We start from the raw sequence: 16384 nt of genomic DNA, 5'->3' as shown, positions 1-16384 counted from the left end.
AGCAGACATCTATTGGCTCTGGAAGGGCAATGCTTGTAGCTTTCGAAGTCGCGTTGCATTCAAGCTGGAACCAGCAGCGAAGGCCTATCTGCAGCAATGAGGTAAGCCGCTTGCTTTCTACAGCGACAAGCATGGTGTTTCCGGTCGACCCATGCTTCGAAGACGGACAGGACGAGCGGTCTGACACAATTCGGTCGTGCGCTTTATGAACTGAACATCGACATCATCTGCGCCAACACACCCCAGGCTAAAGGCCGGGTCGAGCGTGCCAATCAGACGCTGCAGGATCGCCTGGTGAAAGAGATGCGACTGCGGGGCATCAGCACAATTGATGCCGCCAATGCCTATGCAGCTGAGTTTATTGAAGACTTCAATAAGCGATTTGGCAAGTTGCCGCGCAATCCGAAAGACATGCATCGGCCTCTCGCTGCTCATGAGAACCTGGACGGTGCCATGTGCCGCAAGGAAGTCCGCACCCTGTCGCAGTCTCTGACGCTACGTTACGACAAGGTGTTGTTCATTCTCGATCCGACCGAGATCTCGCAGCCGCTGGCCGGGCAGAAGGTCGTCGTCTGTGATTACCCGGATGGCAGGCTGGAGATGATGCATCAGAGCTTTTCCCTGCCCTACAGAACTTTCGACAAGTTGCGGTCTGTGCATCGAGCGGAGGTCGTCGACAACAAGCGGCTGGATGACATGCTGTCGATCGTTGCCGAGATGCAGGCTGGGCGCGAACTTGAGCGTAGCAAAAGCGGCCCATCTCGGACGGGTCAGAAAGATCAGATGTTTGGCATTCGGGACGGCAGCACTGCCAACGGTTACCAGAAGCGTGGCCGCAAGCCCGGCCGTCGGACGGATTTCATGAAGGATCCGGAAGTCATCGCCAAAAGGAAGAAGGCTTTGGCGCGCATGGAGGCCGCAGAATGACGTTAGCCGGTCGCAAGGCTAAAAGCCGAAGAGGTGCGGCCCACCCGCCCCGATCTGATCTTGCAAGCGGATCTGCCGCTCAGATCGGGGCTAATCGGCAGTGCCAGTGTCGTGTTTCTAACTGGCTGGCAGCGGCGCAACCCTATTCAGCTTTGACACGTTGCCACTAAGGGTACATTCTATTTCCGAGTGCGACGTGCGAATGATACCAATGGGTTGTCACTCGCAAGAAGAATGCAATGGAACGCACCTACTCCCATATTGACCTTGATGAACGTCGCAGGATTTCCCGCTGGAGAACGATGGGTCCAAGTGTTGCAGTGATCGTCGAGATGCTTGGTCGACATCGCTCAACGATCTTTTGCGAGATCAAGCGCAACATATTTGTCGATAAGGTCGTCCCGGATCTCAAGGATTACGACTGCGTCACGGCGCACGACATGGTCTGCGAACGGCGAGCCAAGCTGAGGAAGCTGGTGCGGTTCTGGAGCGTGAAGCGTTCCGTTATCGACCGGATCATGCACGGTTGGTCACCGCAGAAAATCGCTGGCCGGATGCGCTTGGAACGGCACTCGATCTCGGTTAGCCACGAAACGATCGATAAGTTCGCCTATACGGCGGATGGTCAGGCCATCAAGCTGTGGCGTCATCTTCCCGAACATTGAGCCAGACGCAGACCACGGAATGCAAGACGCAAGCACGGCCAACGATTAGCCCGGATCTGAACATTTTGCGCCGACCGGACATCGTCGCTGATCGCAAGTAGTTCGACACTGGGAACGCGCTGATCCAGTTTTGTAAGAAGTTCGGAAAGGCCAACGTCACGTCGCTTGTTGAGCGGGTCAGCCGCTTTGCCATCTTCCTGCGCAACAACGATCGCCAATCCCGACCTGTCATGAACGATCTCATACGGGTCCTTCAGGCTCTCCCTCACCTTGCCCGTCAATCGATTACCTTCGACCGAGGCACGGAGTTCACCGACTGGCCTATCTCCAGGCAGGCATCGGCACGCAGACCTGGTTCTGCGACCCGCAGTCGCCCTTGCAGAAAGGCACAGTCGAGAACACCAACGGTCGAGCCAGGAAATGGCTTTTGAGGGAAGTCGATCCACTATCCATCAGCGATACCGATCTGGTCGAAATCTGCAACCGGCTCAACAGCATGCCGCGCAAATGCTTTGGCTATCGAACCCCAGCAAAAGCCTTGCGCAAGAAACTACTCGCTCAAGTGAGGCATGCCAATTAGCTTCACCCTGCCCGCAAGGCGCACTTCAGCATGAACTGACAGGCGGATCGTTCTCTCTCCCGCCTGAGCACGATGAACAGCCGCCGATACTCGAAACGCCCTCGCTGGTTGGCGAGGTCGCGCAGCTTCATTCGCAGCTCGGCCTCTCGCGGTCGGCAGGACCTATAGCGGCTCCAGACATTCCATCAAAAGCCGTTCCTAACGTATCGAATAAAAGCCCTGAAGCAACATCGCACGCAACAGCTTCTCCAGCGCGATCTACGATAAGCCGATCGGCAAATAGAGAGCCGCAAATTCTGCTTCAAGCGAACCAAGCGCCTCGTTTACAATCACCCGGATCACGGGCCGCGGATTCTTCCGCCGCACCCGATCCTCAAGATCGACATAGCTGAAAAGCACACCTGTCCTCACATCACCACCGCCCATTCAATCGCCTCCGAATTCCGTCGGATTCAATGAACCTCGCCCAGCTTCGGTGAAGAGAGCTATTTTTCAGTAGCGTGTTGGGGCAACCAAGCGCAGGCAACGCGTAGGGTAGACCTTTTGCAGTTCGATGCATTCGTTCTCCAAACACACGCAATAAACACGTGCGCCAGCTATGCAATGGCAGTAGGAGCCCAAACGCAATCATGTAATTCTCGATGCTGCACTGTAAATTCTGTGGGCCCAAAATAGGCTGCCGCCTCCTTGACGAGGACCATCTCTTCTGCACTTAATTGGCATAAACAGTTATAAAAATTCAACTATTAAGCGCACCAAACAACTACCAAAACGCACACTCTGAGCGCTATAGTTTCCATATGCAAATCAAATTTTCATGATGGATAATTTACGAAAATTTCAGAACATAAATAAATATATATTAATTTTTATAGTATCCAAAATTTATTTATCAAATAAATTTAAAATTCACTTCGCCAAAATCAAATTAAGAAATTAAATCTTGTCTATATTTCATGTGAATTAAATATTCATTATTTCATCCCATGCTGCAAGGAAATTTTGATTGCCGCCACGCATGAAGTCTTGGAAAGCGAAGCCAAAAACCTAGGCGGGCACCTGCAATCAGTCTTTTCACACTTCTTGTAGCATTCATGAATCGCATGTGCAAGTCGATCAAAATCTCCCGGCGGGACAACAATGGCAACGCCCCGCGCAAACTCCGCCAGTTCGGTTCCATCATCGGCTGTCACGAGAACCGGCTTGCCGCAGGCCAACATCCCACCGAGCTTGGACGGCAACACCAGATCGGCGGCGCCTTTGTCCTGCGGCAGGGCATGCAGGTCGGCCATGTTGAGAAATTCGTTGAGACGGGCGTAAGGCTGGAAGGGCAGGAACCGCAAATTAGGCAAAGTGCCATAACGCGCCTGCAGTTCGTCCTTCAAAGGTCCCTCGCCGGCGATGACAAAGTGGATGTTCGCTTCGCCCTTCAGCTTCTCTGCAGCATCCAAAAGAACAGTCAGGCCCTGCTTGGCGCCGATATTGCCGGAATATAGCACGACAAAATCGCTTTTTGTGAACCCAAGCTCGGCGCGGTACGGACTTTCTTCCGTCATCGGGTAGATATGCGAGAGATCGACCCAGTTGCGCACCAGCGCCATATTTTGAGGCTTCACGCCCTTTTCCACCAGCTTGTCCGCCATGCGGTTGGAAATGGTGATGACCTTGTCAAAACGTTTGAGCGTGAAGCGCTCGAAGGCGAAGCCGAGCTTCTTCAGGAAGCCGAGCGCGCCGAGATGGCCGACGGCAAAGGCTGCGTCCACTTCCAGATCCTGCACATGCAGAACGGTGCGCGCCCCGACAAGCTTGGCTGCGAGCTGGGCGACGGGTGCGGCAAATAGGGTTGGCTCCACGCAGAAGACGGCTTCAGGCCGGCGACGCAAGATCTGCCAGAACACGACGGGGGCAGAGCTTGCGGCAAAGCTCAAGGGCGCCAGCAACCGCCATACACCCTTCATCTTGCGACGCAACAGAAGTGGCGTGCGAAGCACGTGGACGCCGTTCTCCTTCACGGTTGAATAGCCGTTCCGATAGCCCTTCTGGACGGCCCAGCCGGGATAATGTGGCGGTGTGCTTACTACGGTGACATCGGCACCTTCGGCTGCGAGATATTCAGCGATCTCACCGGTATATTTTCCGACGCCGGCCAGTTCCGGCGCATAGTTCATCCCGTAGATCAGGATGCGCTTGTTCGTGACAGACGCCGTCTGTGACTCGACCTGCGCATCCACCCCATCAAGCAGAACCGTTGTCATGCAGCCGTTCCCTGCCGACGTTCAGCATACTGGCCGCTCAAAAAGGCCGCATAGGCGCTGCGGATACCGTCTTCGAGGCCGATCTTCGGCGTCCAGCCGAGGCCGCGCAGCTTGTCTGCGCTCATCAGCTTGCGCGGCGTGCCGTCGGGCTTCGACAGATCGTTGATGATCTCGCCTTCAAAGCCGACGACCCGGCAGACCATCTGCGTCAGTTCCAGAATGGTGACGTCGTCGCCATAGCCGACATTCACATGGGTGTCGGCCGAATAGGTCTTCATCAGATGCACGCAGGCATCGGCGCAATCGTCGACATGCAGGAATTCGCGGCGCGGCGTGCCCGTGCCCCAGACCACGACGTTCGGCTTGCCTTGGGTCTTGGCGTCATGCGCCTTGCGGATCAGGGCCGGCATGACATGGCTCGAATTCAGGTCGAAATTGTCGCCGGGGCCGTAGAGATTGGTCGGCATGGCCGAGATGTAATCATGGCGATGCTGCTTGCGATAGGCCTGGCAAAGCTTGATGCCGGCAATCTTGGCGATCGCATACCATTCATTCGTCGGCTCAAGCGGCCCGGTCAGCAGCGCATCCTCGGTGATCGGCTGGTCCGCAAATTTCGGATAGATGCAGGAAGACCCGAGGAACAGAAGCTTTTCCACGCCGACCTTGTGGGCGGCATGGATGATATTGGCTTCGAGGATCATGTTCTCGTAGAGAAAATCGGCCGGATAGGTGTCGTTTGCCAGGATGCCGCCGACCTTTGCAGCGGCAAGGAAGACCGCGTCCGGACGGTTCCTCTCCATCCAGGCTTCCACCTCGACCTGACGCGTCAGGTCCGCTTCAGTGCGCGATGCGGTCAGCACCTCGCAGCCCTCCGACGCCAGCCGGCGAACGATCGCCGAACCGACCATCCCGCGGTGACCGGCCACATAGACCTTTTTGCCCTTCAGGTCGTAAGCCATGATCAGCCCTCCAGGCTTACAGGCAGGCTGAGGCCATGCTGCTTCAGGAGCGCATGACGACGTGCCGACTTGTGATCTTCCGCCACCATTTCCGCGCACATCTCCTGCGCGGTGATTTCGGGAACCCAGCCGAGCTTCTGCTTGGCTTTTTCCGAACTGCCGAGCAGCGTTTCCACTTCCGCCGGGCGGAAGTAGCGCGGGTCGATCCGCATCACGACATCGCCAACCTTCATCGCCGGCGCCAGATCGCCGGTAATGGCAACGACGGTTGCGATCTCATCGACGCCCGACCCGGTGAACTCCAGCGTCACGCCGAGTTCGTTGGCGCTCCATTGGATGAATTCGCGTACCGAATACTGAAGACCGGTGGAGATGACGAAATCATCCGGCTCGTCCTGCTGCAGCATCATCCACTGCATGCGCACGTAATCCTTGGCATGACCCCAGTCGCGAAGGGAATCGATGTTGCCCATGAACAGGCAGGATTCCAGACCGAGCGCGATATTGGCCATCCCGCGCGTGATCTTGCGCGTCACGAAGGTTTCGCCGCGGCGCGGCGACTCGTGGTTGAACAGCACGCCGTTGCAGGCATACATGCCATAGGCTTCGCGGTAGTTGACCGTGATCCAGTAGGCGTAAAGCTTGGCGACGGCATAAGGCGAACGCGGGTAGAAGGGCGTCGTCTCACGCTGCGGAATTTCCTGGACCAGGCCGTACAGCTCCGACGTGGAAGCCTGGTAGAAGCGCGACTTCTTCTCAAGACCGAGGAAGCGGATCGCCTCCAGCAGGCGAAGCGTGCCGATCGCGTCGACATCGGCGGTGTATTCCGGTGCCTCGAAGCTTACGGCCACATGCGACTGGGCACCGAGGTTGTAGACCTCGTCCGGCTCGATGTCGCGAATGATGCGCGTGAGGTTCGACGTATCGGACAGGTCGCCGTAATGGAGTTTGAAGCGCGAATTGCTGACATGCGGATCTTCGTAGATATGATCGACGCGCGCCGTGTTGAAGAGGGATGCCCGCCGCTTGATGCCGTGGACTTCATACCCCTTTTCGAGAAGCAATTCCGCAAGATAGGAACCATCCTGGCCGGTTACACCGGTGATAAGCGCAACTTTACCGTTGCCAGCAGCATTAAAGGTCATAGCATCCCCGAATAAAATTCATGCCAATAACGATGGTCAAAGTCACGTTCGCTTTGCCCAAACGAATTCTGTTTACTGGTCCAATCGTCTGCGAATTTTAGTAAAGTACGCTTTGCTGCATGGCAACAATATATTTCTATCGCAGTTAACTGTCCGGCCAGTGTTGCAAAAGCTCAATATAGGCGCATCGGCAACCGCAGCATCGTCATGTACAGGATTTCACGCAATCGGCGGATGAAATGGAGGCCCTGCCGCCTCGGGTAGGCGCGCAAAACTGAGCCCTGCCGCGCGTCCTTGAGACGCACGCGGGGGCCCGAAACAACCTGAAAATGCGTAAGCCGATAAAGAGGGTGCGACCGGCCGTTCGCCCTCAGGAGCGCCCGTCCCGGATGCCGTCAGGGGCTTCAGCGGCCATGGCGGGCCCGAGAATGGGTTCGCCGGTGCTTTCCAAGGGGAAACTGATATCGCAGACCAGGCCGGTCTGCGGATAAGAAATCAACACGGTGCCTAAGAGTTCGTATTCGATCGTGCGCTGGATCAGCGTCATGCCGAAGCCCTTGTCGTGCGGCGGCGTGACCGCAGGCCCGCCGGTTTCGCACCAGGCAAGCGAGAGCATCGGTTTACCCTTTGCATCCGTCTCCTGCGACCAGCCGATGCGCACATGGCCCTCATGATTGCTCAGCGCGCCGTATTTCACGGCATTGGTCATCAACTCGTTGAGCACCAGCGACACGGAAAGTGCCGCGCGCGGGTCAAGCAGGGTCAAGGGCCCGGGCACCATCTCGATGCGGCCGCCGTCCAGCCGGTAGGCGGCGGCCGTGCGCACGATCATGTCGTTGAGGTCGGCCTCGTTCCAGTTGGTTTCAAACAGAAGTGCATGGGCGTCGGCCATGGCGCGCAGGCGCCCCATAAGGTTTTCGACATAATCGTCGATCGTATGGGCCGTCCGCGCCGTGCGCCGCACGATCGACATCACCATCGCCATGGTATTCTTCACGCGGTGGCTGAGTTCGCGCACCAGAAGCTCGCGGTGTTCTTCCACGCGCCGGCGTTCGGCGCGTTCACGCGCTTCCGACAGCGCCCGCTCGACGGCTGCCGCAAGCCGGATGAGCCTCTGCTTCAGCACATAATCGGTCGCTCCCCGGCGAAAGCTCTCGATGGCCGCCTCTTCGCCAAGCACGCCGGACACGAAGATGAAGGGAATTTCCGGCACACGCTCATGGGCGAGCTCCAGCGCCGCCATGCCGTCGAAATCGGGCAGCGAGTAATCCGCCAGGATGACATCGAACTCCATGGTGGAGAGCGCTTCCACATAATCGGCGCGGCGTGCCGCCCGATGAATGGCAGGCAGCGGTTCCATCCGCTCCAGGTGTTCGCGAATCAGTTCGGCATCCAGCGCGCTGTCTTCAAGCAGAAGGATTCGGGCAGCGTGATCAGACCTTGGCATTACGGAGATTTCCCGGTGGCGGTTCGTTGAGCAGCGCCCAGAAGACGCCGAGGTCCTGAATGGCCTTGAAGAATTCGGTGAACTCGACGGGCTTGACCACGAAGGCGTTGACGCCGAGCTCGTAGCTCTTCACCAGATCCTGCTCCTCGCGCGAGGAGGTGAGCATCACGATCGGGATATGGCGAAGCTGCGGGCTTCTCTTGACCTGTTCCAGCACCTCCAGCCCGTCCATCTTGGGAAGCTTCAGGTCGAGAAGCACGACGGCCGGATCGCCCTGCATGCGGTTGCCGTGCGTGCCGGTGCGCCGCAGGTAATCCATGGCTTCGGCACCATCGCGCGCAATGACGATCTCATTGGCGAGCTGACACTTTTCCAGCGCGGCAAGCGTCAGCTCGAGATCGCGGGGACTGTCCTCGACCAGCAATATGGGACGCAATTCAGGCAATGGCGCGACCTTTCCTCATCTCGTTCGGCAGATAGAAGGTGAAGGTGGCGCCCTCATCCACCTCTCCTTCCGCCTCGATGCTTCCATTGTGACGTTCAATGATACGGCGCACCAGCGCAAGGCCGATGCCCGTTCCTTCAAAATCCTCGGCCCGCTGAAGACGCTGGAACACGCCGAACAGCTTGCCCACATAAGCCATGTCGAAACCAACGCCATTGTCAGAGACGCTGTAGATCGTCATCTCGTCCCGGACATAGCCGCGGATGGCAATCGTCGCAACCGACCGCGGCTGGGTGTATTTGACGGCGTTGTCGATGAGGTTGAACCACACCTGGCGAATGAGCGTGACGTCGCCGAGCGCCGGCGGCAGGTCGGATACCGACCACTCGATCCGTCGCCCGCCATTGCCCAGGCTGACCGACTTGATGACGTCCGCCACCAGCTTGTTCATGTCCATCGGCTTGGGCACGATTGAGGCGCGGCCGAGCTGGGAAAAGCTCAGAAGGTCATCCACCAGCCGGCCAGCGGAAATGGCCGCTTCCGAAATGGTCTGCAGGTAATGCCGTGACTTGTCGTCCAGCGTCGTTTCGCGCTCGCGCAGCAGCTCGGCAAAACCGACGATGTGGCGGAAGGGTGCGCGAAGATCATGCGAGACCGAATAGGAAAAGGCTTCCAGTTCCTTGTTCGAGCGCTGCAGGTCGCTCGAAAGCTGCGCCATCTCCTCCGCCTTGCGCAGCACCACGCCGACGATCGCGGCGCGCAGGTTGCGGGCCGCCGCAAGCTCGGCCTCGTTCCAGGGCTCGGCCTGCAGGCGCACCAGTTCCCGCCAGGCATCGAAGGATTTGCGCGGATGGATGCGGCCGCTTTCGCCCACCCGCTTGTGCGGGTTGCCGCCCCATTGCACCGTGCGCACCAGTTCCGGCCGAAACCAGATCAGCCAGCTCGCATGCAGTTCCGATATGCCGATGGCAAGCACGCCGCTTGCAATGGCGCCAAAGGCTTCGCCTGCCGGATAGTCTGCGGCGAGCGACTGGGTCGCAAACAGGTCGCGTCCCTCCGGGCGGGCTTCCAGAAAGGAAACGAGCCGGCGCAAATCCTCTTCTGCGGGCGTGATGCCGAAGCTGCGAAGCTCGGTCGGCGTGATCACGCAGGCGCCGGTGGCCGTCACCTGCTCGAGCAGCCCCTCACCTTGGGAGACCAGGCCGTCCAGCCAGTCGTTCTCGGCCGACATCGCCGACAGCAGCCGGGTCGTCACCTGCGACAGTTCAACCCGGCGCGCCGCATCCTCGGCGCGCGCCAGCGATCCGATGCGCATCGCAAGCGTCTGGGCTGCGAAATCGCAGGTTTCGCGCAGCGCATGCGACACGGTATGGGCGCCGGCGCTGTGGCAGGAGATCAATCCCCACAGCCCACCGTCGATCATGATCGACACGGACATGGAAGCGCCCGTGCCCATGTTGCGCATATATTCCAGATGCACCGGCGATACGCTGCGCAGCTGGGCAAAGCTCATGTCAAGCGGCTCGCCGGTCTGGGGATTGTGCGGCGGCACCAGCGGCACGGCCGTGTAATTCACATCCGGAATAATGCGCAAGCGGTTGGAGGCGTAGAGCGCCCGGGCCTGAGCCGGGATATCGCTCGCCGGAAACCGCAGGCCAAGATAAGATGGCAGACGTCCATTGCCACTTTCGGCCACCACCTGACCGTTCCACTCCTCATCGAAGCGGTAAAGCAGAACCCGGTCGAAACCGGTAAGCTCCGCAATGAACTGCGTCATCAGCACAAGCGAGCGGGAAATATCGGTTTCGTCGGACAGTTTCTGGACGAAGCTGCGCAACTGGCCAAACACCTCGTCCATCTGCTCTGGCCCGCCAGGCTCCACCTCGCAGACAATGAGCGGCCCGGCGCGGTGGGCGAGAAGCGTCAGTCCCTGCCCGGCAAGCCGTGTCTGGAAAAAGGCCTGACGGCCGGCATGCCAGTTCAGCAACGCCGTCATCGTCGCCTCCAGCGCCGCCGACGGGCACTGACCAAGCACGACGTCATCCTGCAGATAATCCGAAAGGTTGGCACTGACCTGCACCACCACCTGATCCTGCGGACGCAGCACGAAGAGCGCGCCATGCGGCTGAATGGCACCCGGAACGCGGATCGGCTCACGCGCGCAGGCTTCCAGATCCAGGTCCGATGGGGTCAAAAGAGATCTCCGACTGTCATGCAAGGCCTGCCACGCCGCCCCGCCCCCGCGGGCTGTGGTTCTGCCGGGGAGAAAGGGCGTGATGCGTCGAGGCCGACGATTTCATCGGGAGACATAGTCGCGCGCCGGCGAATGTAAACGCCGGAAGGTGATTTAGTTTGGCAAGATTCTATCGCGGCACGGCCATGTCTGCGACCAGCCCGCGAACCGCGCACCGAAGACTTGCGCATAACGGGTGGAGCGGCCGAGAGAGGAGCGTCCTCTTCGACCCACCCCCTCCCGAAAAGACGCTGAACTGCGGATCCAGCGACGTTCAGACGCCCGGTACTTATCGGCGCGCCCTGACCGCTGCCGTGCGCATCGCCGGTCGATTGTCTCGTGCCCCCTCTGCCTCGCTGCCCAGCCGGAAGCGCGATGTCAGCTGGAAGAGTTCGCTTGCCTCCTGTGCCAAGGCATGGCTTGCCGCGTTCGATTCCTCCACCATGGCGGCATTCTGCTGTGTGCCGAGATCGATGGTATTGACCGCCTGATTGATCTCGCCCAACCCCATCGACTGCGCCCGCGAGGTCTCGACGATTGCTGCGACATTGGACGAAATCTCGCGCACGCGCGCCACGATCTCTTCGAGCGCGTCGCCGGTCTGCGCCACCAGTTCGACGCCCTTCTGCACCTGGCCGGCCGAGGTATTGATGAGGCTCTTGATCTCCTTGGCAGCCTTTGCCGAGCGCTGCGCAAGCTCGCGCACTTCCTGGGCGACCACCGCAAAACCCTTGCCGGCCTCCCCCGCACGAGCGGCTTCCACGCCGGCATTCAGCGCCAGAAGATTGGTCTGGAAGGCAATTTCATCGATCACGCCGATAATCGAGGAAATCTCTCCGGAAGAGGCGGCAATCAGTCCCATGGCATCGATGGCCTGGCGCACGACGAGGCCGGATTGTTCCGCTTCGCTGCGGGTGCTTTCCACAAGAACGCCCGCTTCATGGGCGCGCCTGCTGGAATCGCCGACCGTCGTCGTAATCTGCCCAAGGGCTGCGACGGCCTCCTCAACGGAGGTCGCCTGCTGTTCGGTGCGGCGCGAAAGGGCATCGACGGCGCCATGCACCTCATCGGCGCCGGCAGCAATGGCTGCCGCATTGCGCGACACCGCCGACAGGGCATCGCGAAGCCGGGCACAGGCCTCATTATAATCGACGCGCAGCGGCTCCAGCGAGGCGATGAATGGCTGGTCGATGCGGGACGACAGATCGCCGCCCGCCATGCCCTTGAGGCAGGCGCCGAGCGTTTCGACATTGTTGACGCGGGCCGTCACGTCGGTTGCGAACTTCACCACCTTGAAGACCTTGCCGTCCATGTCGATGATGGGATTGTAGGAGGCCTGGATGTAAACCGGCGTGCCGCCGCGGGCCAGTCGCATGAACTCGCCGCCGACGAAAGCGCCGCTTTTCACGTCCTGCCACAGTTTGCGATATTCCGGTGTCTCGACAAAGCGCTGGTCGCAGAACATGGAATGATGGCGCCCGACGATATCCGGGAGTTCATAGCCCATGGCCGACAGGAAATTTTCGTTTGCAGCAAGGATCTTTCCGTCCGGCGTGAACTCGATGACCGCCTGGGCGCGCGACAGGGCGGCGAGCTTGCCGGCATTTTCCGCCGCCGCCAGCTTGATGGCGGTAATGTCGGTTGCAAATTTCACCACCTTGTAGACCCGGCCGTTCTTCACGATCGGGTTGTAGGAGGCTTCGATCCAGATCTCGCGGCCGCCCTTGGCAATGCGCTTGTACTGGCGCTGGTCGAAGCGCCCGGCGGCAAGCCCCGCCCAGAACTGCCGGTAGGCGTCACTGCTCGCCTCGGCGGGGTCGACGAAGAGGCTATGGTGCCGACCGATGATCTCGTCGGCCCGATAGCCGAGCGCGGTGCAGAAATTTTCGTTGGCGGACAGGATCTTGCCGGACGGATCGAATTCGATCACTGCAAACGAACGGCTCATGGCCTCCAGAACGCGACGGGCATCAGATGACAACAGGTTGGGCAGCGGCATCAGGGGTCTCCATCCGGCCTGCCGCAGCTTGCACCGCATCGTCCGCGTCGGAAGACTGCGTCTGCGAAGAGAGGGCAGGACTGGAAATGCATCGGGAAAGTGTGGGTGCTGGGCTTCATGCCCCGGGCGGCCGGAACACAGCCGCTACCGCTCCATTATGTAGGCTTCCGAAATTACCAATGCGTAAATTAGAACCGACGGACGAGGCGCCCGACCAGGGTGGGTTCAAACCGCCCTTAGGGCAACCCCGGGACTCTGTCTTGCGTCCCGGAATGCTGCCTGCCCGCCGCTAGTCGATCAGGCGGCGACGGATGCCTTCGGCGATGGCTTGCGTGCGGTTGCTCGCGCCGATCTTGCGGGTGGCGTGCTTGATATAGGTATTCACCGTATCGACCTGATAGCCGCTTTCGCGGGCAATCTGCTCGCTGGTGAGCCCCCGGGACGCAAGGCGCAGGCAGATCAGTTCGCCGGCCGACAGCTTCAACTCGACGGCGGCAAACCGCTCGACCAACGGACGGGTGATCTCGGCATGCGTTGCCTCGGCAATGGCGGCAAAGAACTGCACTTCCTCCGGCAGGAACGGCGTCGTGCGGGTAAAGCCGACACAGCCATAGGTCGTCTCGCCCCGGCGAATGGGAAACAGGGTGCGGTTTTTGACGTTGAAGGTGTCGAGAAGGTAGGTCAGCCTTGCCGGCAGTTGGACATCCTTCAAAACCTCGCTTTCGATCACCACGCCATCCGACACGCTGGAGAGTTTCACGAAGGGATCGGCCAGGTGATAGCGTTCCTCGTAATAGGCCTCCAGAAAGGCCGGGGGAAAGTCGGTGTCAATCGACTGGGCCGTTCCAAAACGGAACTTGTCGATATCAAGCCCGCTCACCATCACAAAGTCGAAAGGCACCGCCCGGCGCAGGCGTTCGATGAACGGATGGCCCTGGATGAAGCGATGGCGGGGGACGGAGGCAAGGTCAACATATTGATCGAGTTCGTCGAGGCGTCGGAACATGGGTCTGGTCAGCATAGGACAATCTGGGCTTTCTCGACCTTAAGGATCGAGACATGAACAAAAAGAGAGCGGCACAGGGCAAATCGTGTGATTCGCATTCTGACACATAGACAGATTTATGGGGAGAGCGTCTGGGGAAGACAACTATACTATTGCATGCGCAACCCGATTGCACCCGAAAAGGTCTCACCCATCGCTAAGACGACATTAAGTATTCCGCGGGTACATTCGATCATGCTTATGCACTGATCTTGCCCCTGGAGAACTTGATGTCAGCACATGCGAAAACTCAACAACTGAAAGAACGCCTGGACTTTATCGGCCTCGATGAAGCCCAGCGCCGCACGCTGGCAACACTGCGTCCGATGATTGCCGCCTCGATCGGTCCGGCTCTCGACGCCTTCTACGACAAGGCCAAGAAACACCCGCATACGGCGAGCTTCTTTGCCGATCCGGCCCATATCGCGCATGCCAAGGGCCGCCAGATCAAGCATTGGGACTCCATCGCATCTGGCGAGTTCAACGAGCATTACGTCGATGCCGTAGGAGCCGTCGGGCGCACCCATGCCCGCCTCGGGCTTGAGCCGCGCTGGTATATCGGCGGCTATGCGCTCATCATCGAAGGCATCATCAAGGCCGTCATCGCCTCCGAACTCAAAGGCTTCTTCGTCGACAAGAAGGCGAAAGCAGCCGAAGACAAGCTGTGCGCCGTGGTGAAAGCCGCGCTCCTCGACATGGATTACGCCATTTCCGTCTATCTGGATGTGCTGGCCGACGAGCGGGCGCGGGTGGAAGCGGAAAAGGCAAAGGCGACAGAGGAGCAGCAGGTTGCCCTTGACGCGCTCGATACGGCGCTGCGCGGCCTGGCCGGACGCGACCTCACGGCCGAGGTGCACCAGGCACTGTCACCGGAGTTCGAAAAGATCAAGGCCAACTACAATCTCTCCGTCTCCGAACTGGACGGCGCCATGAGCGAGATCCGCTCGGCTGTCGAGCAGGTGCGGGCGGAAGTCAGCGGCATTTCATCCTCCACCGACGATATGGCCAAACGCACCGAGCAGCAGGCCTCCGCTCTTGAACAGACGGCCGCGGCGCTTGAAGAAATCACCACGATTTCCACCAATTCGGCGCAGCGCACCAATGAGGTGCAGGTAATCGTCAAGGAATCGGCCGAAGAGACCGTACGCTCGGGCGAAGTGGTCCAGCAGGCGATCAGCGCCATGGGCGAAATCGAGAATTCGTCGCGCAAGATGACGCAGATCATCGGCGTCATCGACGATATCGCCTTCCAGACCAATCTTCTGGCGCTGAATGCCGGCGTGGAAGCCGCCCGTGCCGGCGAACAGGGCAAGGGTTTTGCGGTCGTCGCACAGGAGGTACGCGAGCTTGCCCAGCGCTCGGCCAATGCGGCGCGCGAGATCAAGTCACTGATCGACCAGTCCTCCAACGACGTCAACCGCGGCGTCAGCCTCGTCAACCGCACCGGCGAGGCGCTGGTGACCATCGGCGACCGGGTGAACGCGATCAGCGAGCATATTGCCCTCATTGCCCGTTCCGCCAAGGAGCAGGCCTCGGGCATCGACGAAATCAACGCGGCCATGCGCAGCATGGACCAGATCACCCAGCGCAACGCCGCGCTGATGGAAGAAACAAACGCCTCAACGCAAAATCTCGTCGGCATTTCCTCCGGTCTCTTCGAGCTTCTGTCGCGCTTTCGCACCAGCGGTTCGAGCCAGCACCGGAGCACGGAGCAGCGCCCGCGCAAGCGGGCCTGACGGGTGACAGGCCGTTCTCACGCCTGGGAGCGGCCTGCTCATCCGACTGTTTGCCGTGAAGCAAAGCTTCATTGCAGCGCCTTCAGCATCGGATGGATCGAAAACCGTCCACGCTCGGCCTTGCGGGTCAGATCCCGCAGATAGCCTCCGGGCGAACGAATGGCCTCCGCCCGCTCGAATATGGCAGAGAGGGTGATGGCCGCCTCGATGTCGCCCATGGCGGCGCGCGCCTCGGCCCAGGCGCTCGGACTGATGCCGAGCATGGAGCGCACGATCTCGGCCGCTGCCACCACATCCTTCCAGCTTCGAATGCCGTCGCGGGCATAATCGATAATCTGCGGGCAGCAGTCGAGGAAGTGCCGCAGGCTGACGCCCACCGACTTGCGCTCCGGAGCCGGCGGCGCTGCTGTATCCGCCTTTCTTCCTGTCGCTTCCTCAATGCCCTTCGTCGTCCCTGAGAGAGACGGATCGAGAGCGCGCTGCGGTTCTGCTCTCTCATTTTGTCTGTGGCCTTCTAATTCAAAGGATGGATCTGTATTTGAATTCTGAATGTGGCGCTCAGAAACGGACTCATTGGCGCTCATTTCTTGTTCTGAAAGACTGTCCAGATAGGCTTTTTCCACCTCTGCACGCAGCCGCAGAAGCTCGGATGCCCGGTTCAGGTGGTCGCTGAGCGCACCATTGCGGGCAACCCTGCCCGACAGGCTCGCCAGCCTCAGCACAAAATCCTGCCAGTCGCCACGCCGCGCCTCAGACAGCGCCGCCTCGATGGTCTTTGCGATGTCCCGCAGATGCAGGCTGATTTCCGCCCGCACGCGCGCGATCCGTCGCGCCAGATCGCGTGCGGCTTCCGCATGGGCTGCGATCTCGTCGCCGGCGAGCGCGAGCGGTGCGAGATCAAAGCCGAAGGCGTTTTCCACCACGCCGCGCTCGTCGCGCTGGCAAAAG

10 protein-coding genes and 4 pseudogenes are annotated in these 16384 nt (G+C 59.7%); 3 read left to right on the top strand and 11 right to left on the bottom strand.

All coding sequences use genetic code 11. The features are described 5' to 3' along the window. Window positions 1-73: 73 nt before the first annotated feature. Together ACEXP3_RS16110 and ACEXP3_RS16105 are read left to right on the top strand one after the other, a co-directional pair. Window positions 74-927: pseudogene (locus ACEXP3_RS16110) on the top strand (transposase family protein); the annotation flags it as partial. A gap of 239 nt (window positions 928-1166) precedes the next feature. Further along, window positions 1167-2172 (top strand): annotated as a pseudogene (locus ACEXP3_RS16105) (IS30 family transposase). Between the two features lie 44 nt (window positions 2173-2216). Here ACEXP3_RS16105 and ACEXP3_RS16100 read toward each other — a convergent pair. From ACEXP3_RS16100 to ACEXP3_RS16055, 10 genes and pseudogenes are all read right to left on the bottom strand, one after another. Then, window positions 2217-2342, bottom strand: a pseudogene (locus ACEXP3_RS16100) (IS3 family transposase); the annotation flags it as partial. A gap of 31 nt (window positions 2343-2373) precedes the next feature. Beyond that, window positions 2374-2598: pseudogene (locus ACEXP3_RS16095) on the bottom strand (IS5/IS1182 family transposase); the annotation flags it as partial. A 548-nt stretch (window positions 2599-3146) separates the two neighbouring features. Next, window positions 3147-4403 carry a WcaI family glycosyltransferase gene (locus ACEXP3_RS16090; RefSeq protein WP_377298182.1) on the bottom strand — a complete coding sequence of 419 codons (1257 nt, stop codon included), beginning with the start codon at window positions 4401-4403 and terminating at the stop codon, window positions 3147-3149. 20 nt (window positions 4404-4423) lie between these two features. Continuing rightward, the gene (gene fcl / locus ACEXP3_RS16085) at window positions 4424-5386 is read right to left on the bottom strand and encodes a GDP-L-fucose synthase (RefSeq protein ID WP_377298181.1); all 963 of its coding nucleotides are present in this window, start codon (window positions 5384-5386) and stop codon (window positions 4424-4426) included. A gap of 2 nt (window positions 5387-5388) precedes the next feature. Further along, a complete protein-coding gene (gene gmd / locus ACEXP3_RS16080; RefSeq protein ID WP_377298180.1) occupies window positions 5389-6531 on the bottom strand; it encodes a GDP-mannose 4,6-dehydratase in 1143 nt (380 codons plus the stop codon). 370 nt (window positions 6532-6901) lie between these two features. Then, the gene (locus tag ACEXP3_RS16075) at window positions 6902-7978 is read right to left on the bottom strand and encodes a sensor histidine kinase (protein ID WP_377298179.1); all 1077 of its coding nucleotides are present in this window, start codon (window positions 7976-7978) and stop codon (window positions 6902-6904) included. Further along, the gene (locus ACEXP3_RS16070) at window positions 7965-8423 is read right to left on the bottom strand and encodes a response regulator (RefSeq protein WP_210106080.1); all 459 of its coding nucleotides are present in this window, start codon (window positions 8421-8423) and stop codon (window positions 7965-7967) included. Before ACEXP3_RS16070 ends, ACEXP3_RS16075 begins: the two co-directional genes overlap by 14 nt. Next, window positions 8416-10617 carry an ATP-binding protein gene (locus ACEXP3_RS16065; RefSeq protein ID WP_377298178.1) on the bottom strand — a complete coding sequence of 734 codons (2202 nt, stop codon included), beginning with the start codon at window positions 10615-10617 and terminating at the stop codon, window positions 8416-8418. The genes ACEXP3_RS16070 and ACEXP3_RS16065 overlap by 8 nt, the downstream gene beginning before the upstream one ends. Before the next feature lie 328 nt (window positions 10618-10945). After that, the gene (locus ACEXP3_RS16060) at window positions 10946-12655 is read right to left on the bottom strand and encodes a methyl-accepting chemotaxis protein (protein WP_377298177.1); all 1710 of its coding nucleotides are present in this window, start codon (window positions 12653-12655) and stop codon (window positions 10946-10948) included. Between the two features lie 289 nt (window positions 12656-12944). Further along, complete coding sequence (locus ACEXP3_RS16055; RefSeq protein WP_210106082.1) at window positions 12945-13676, bottom strand: helix-turn-helix transcriptional regulator; 732 nt, start codon at window positions 13674-13676, stop codon at window positions 12945-12947. Between the two features lie 254 nt (window positions 13677-13930). Between ACEXP3_RS16055 and ACEXP3_RS16050 the strand changes: the two genes are divergently transcribed. Next, a complete protein-coding gene (locus ACEXP3_RS16050) occupies window positions 13931-15436 on the top strand; it encodes a methyl-accepting chemotaxis protein (RefSeq protein WP_377298176.1) in 1506 nt (501 codons plus the stop codon). Window positions 15437-15504: 68 nt separating this feature from the next. Here ACEXP3_RS16050 and repC read toward each other — a convergent pair. Then, a partial coding sequence (gene repC / locus ACEXP3_RS16045) for a plasmid replication protein RepC (protein WP_377298175.1) occupies window positions 15505-16384 on the bottom strand: 880 nt, incomplete at its 5' end.

This window comes from Neorhizobium fuzhouense, from assembly GCF_042611105.1.
Classification (GTDB): Bacteria; Pseudomonadota; Alphaproteobacteria; order Rhizobiales; family Rhizobiaceae; genus Neorhizobium; species Neorhizobium galegae_A.
Note: the sequence above shows the minus strand (reverse complement) of the source record. Positions and strands in the feature narration are given on the sequence as shown.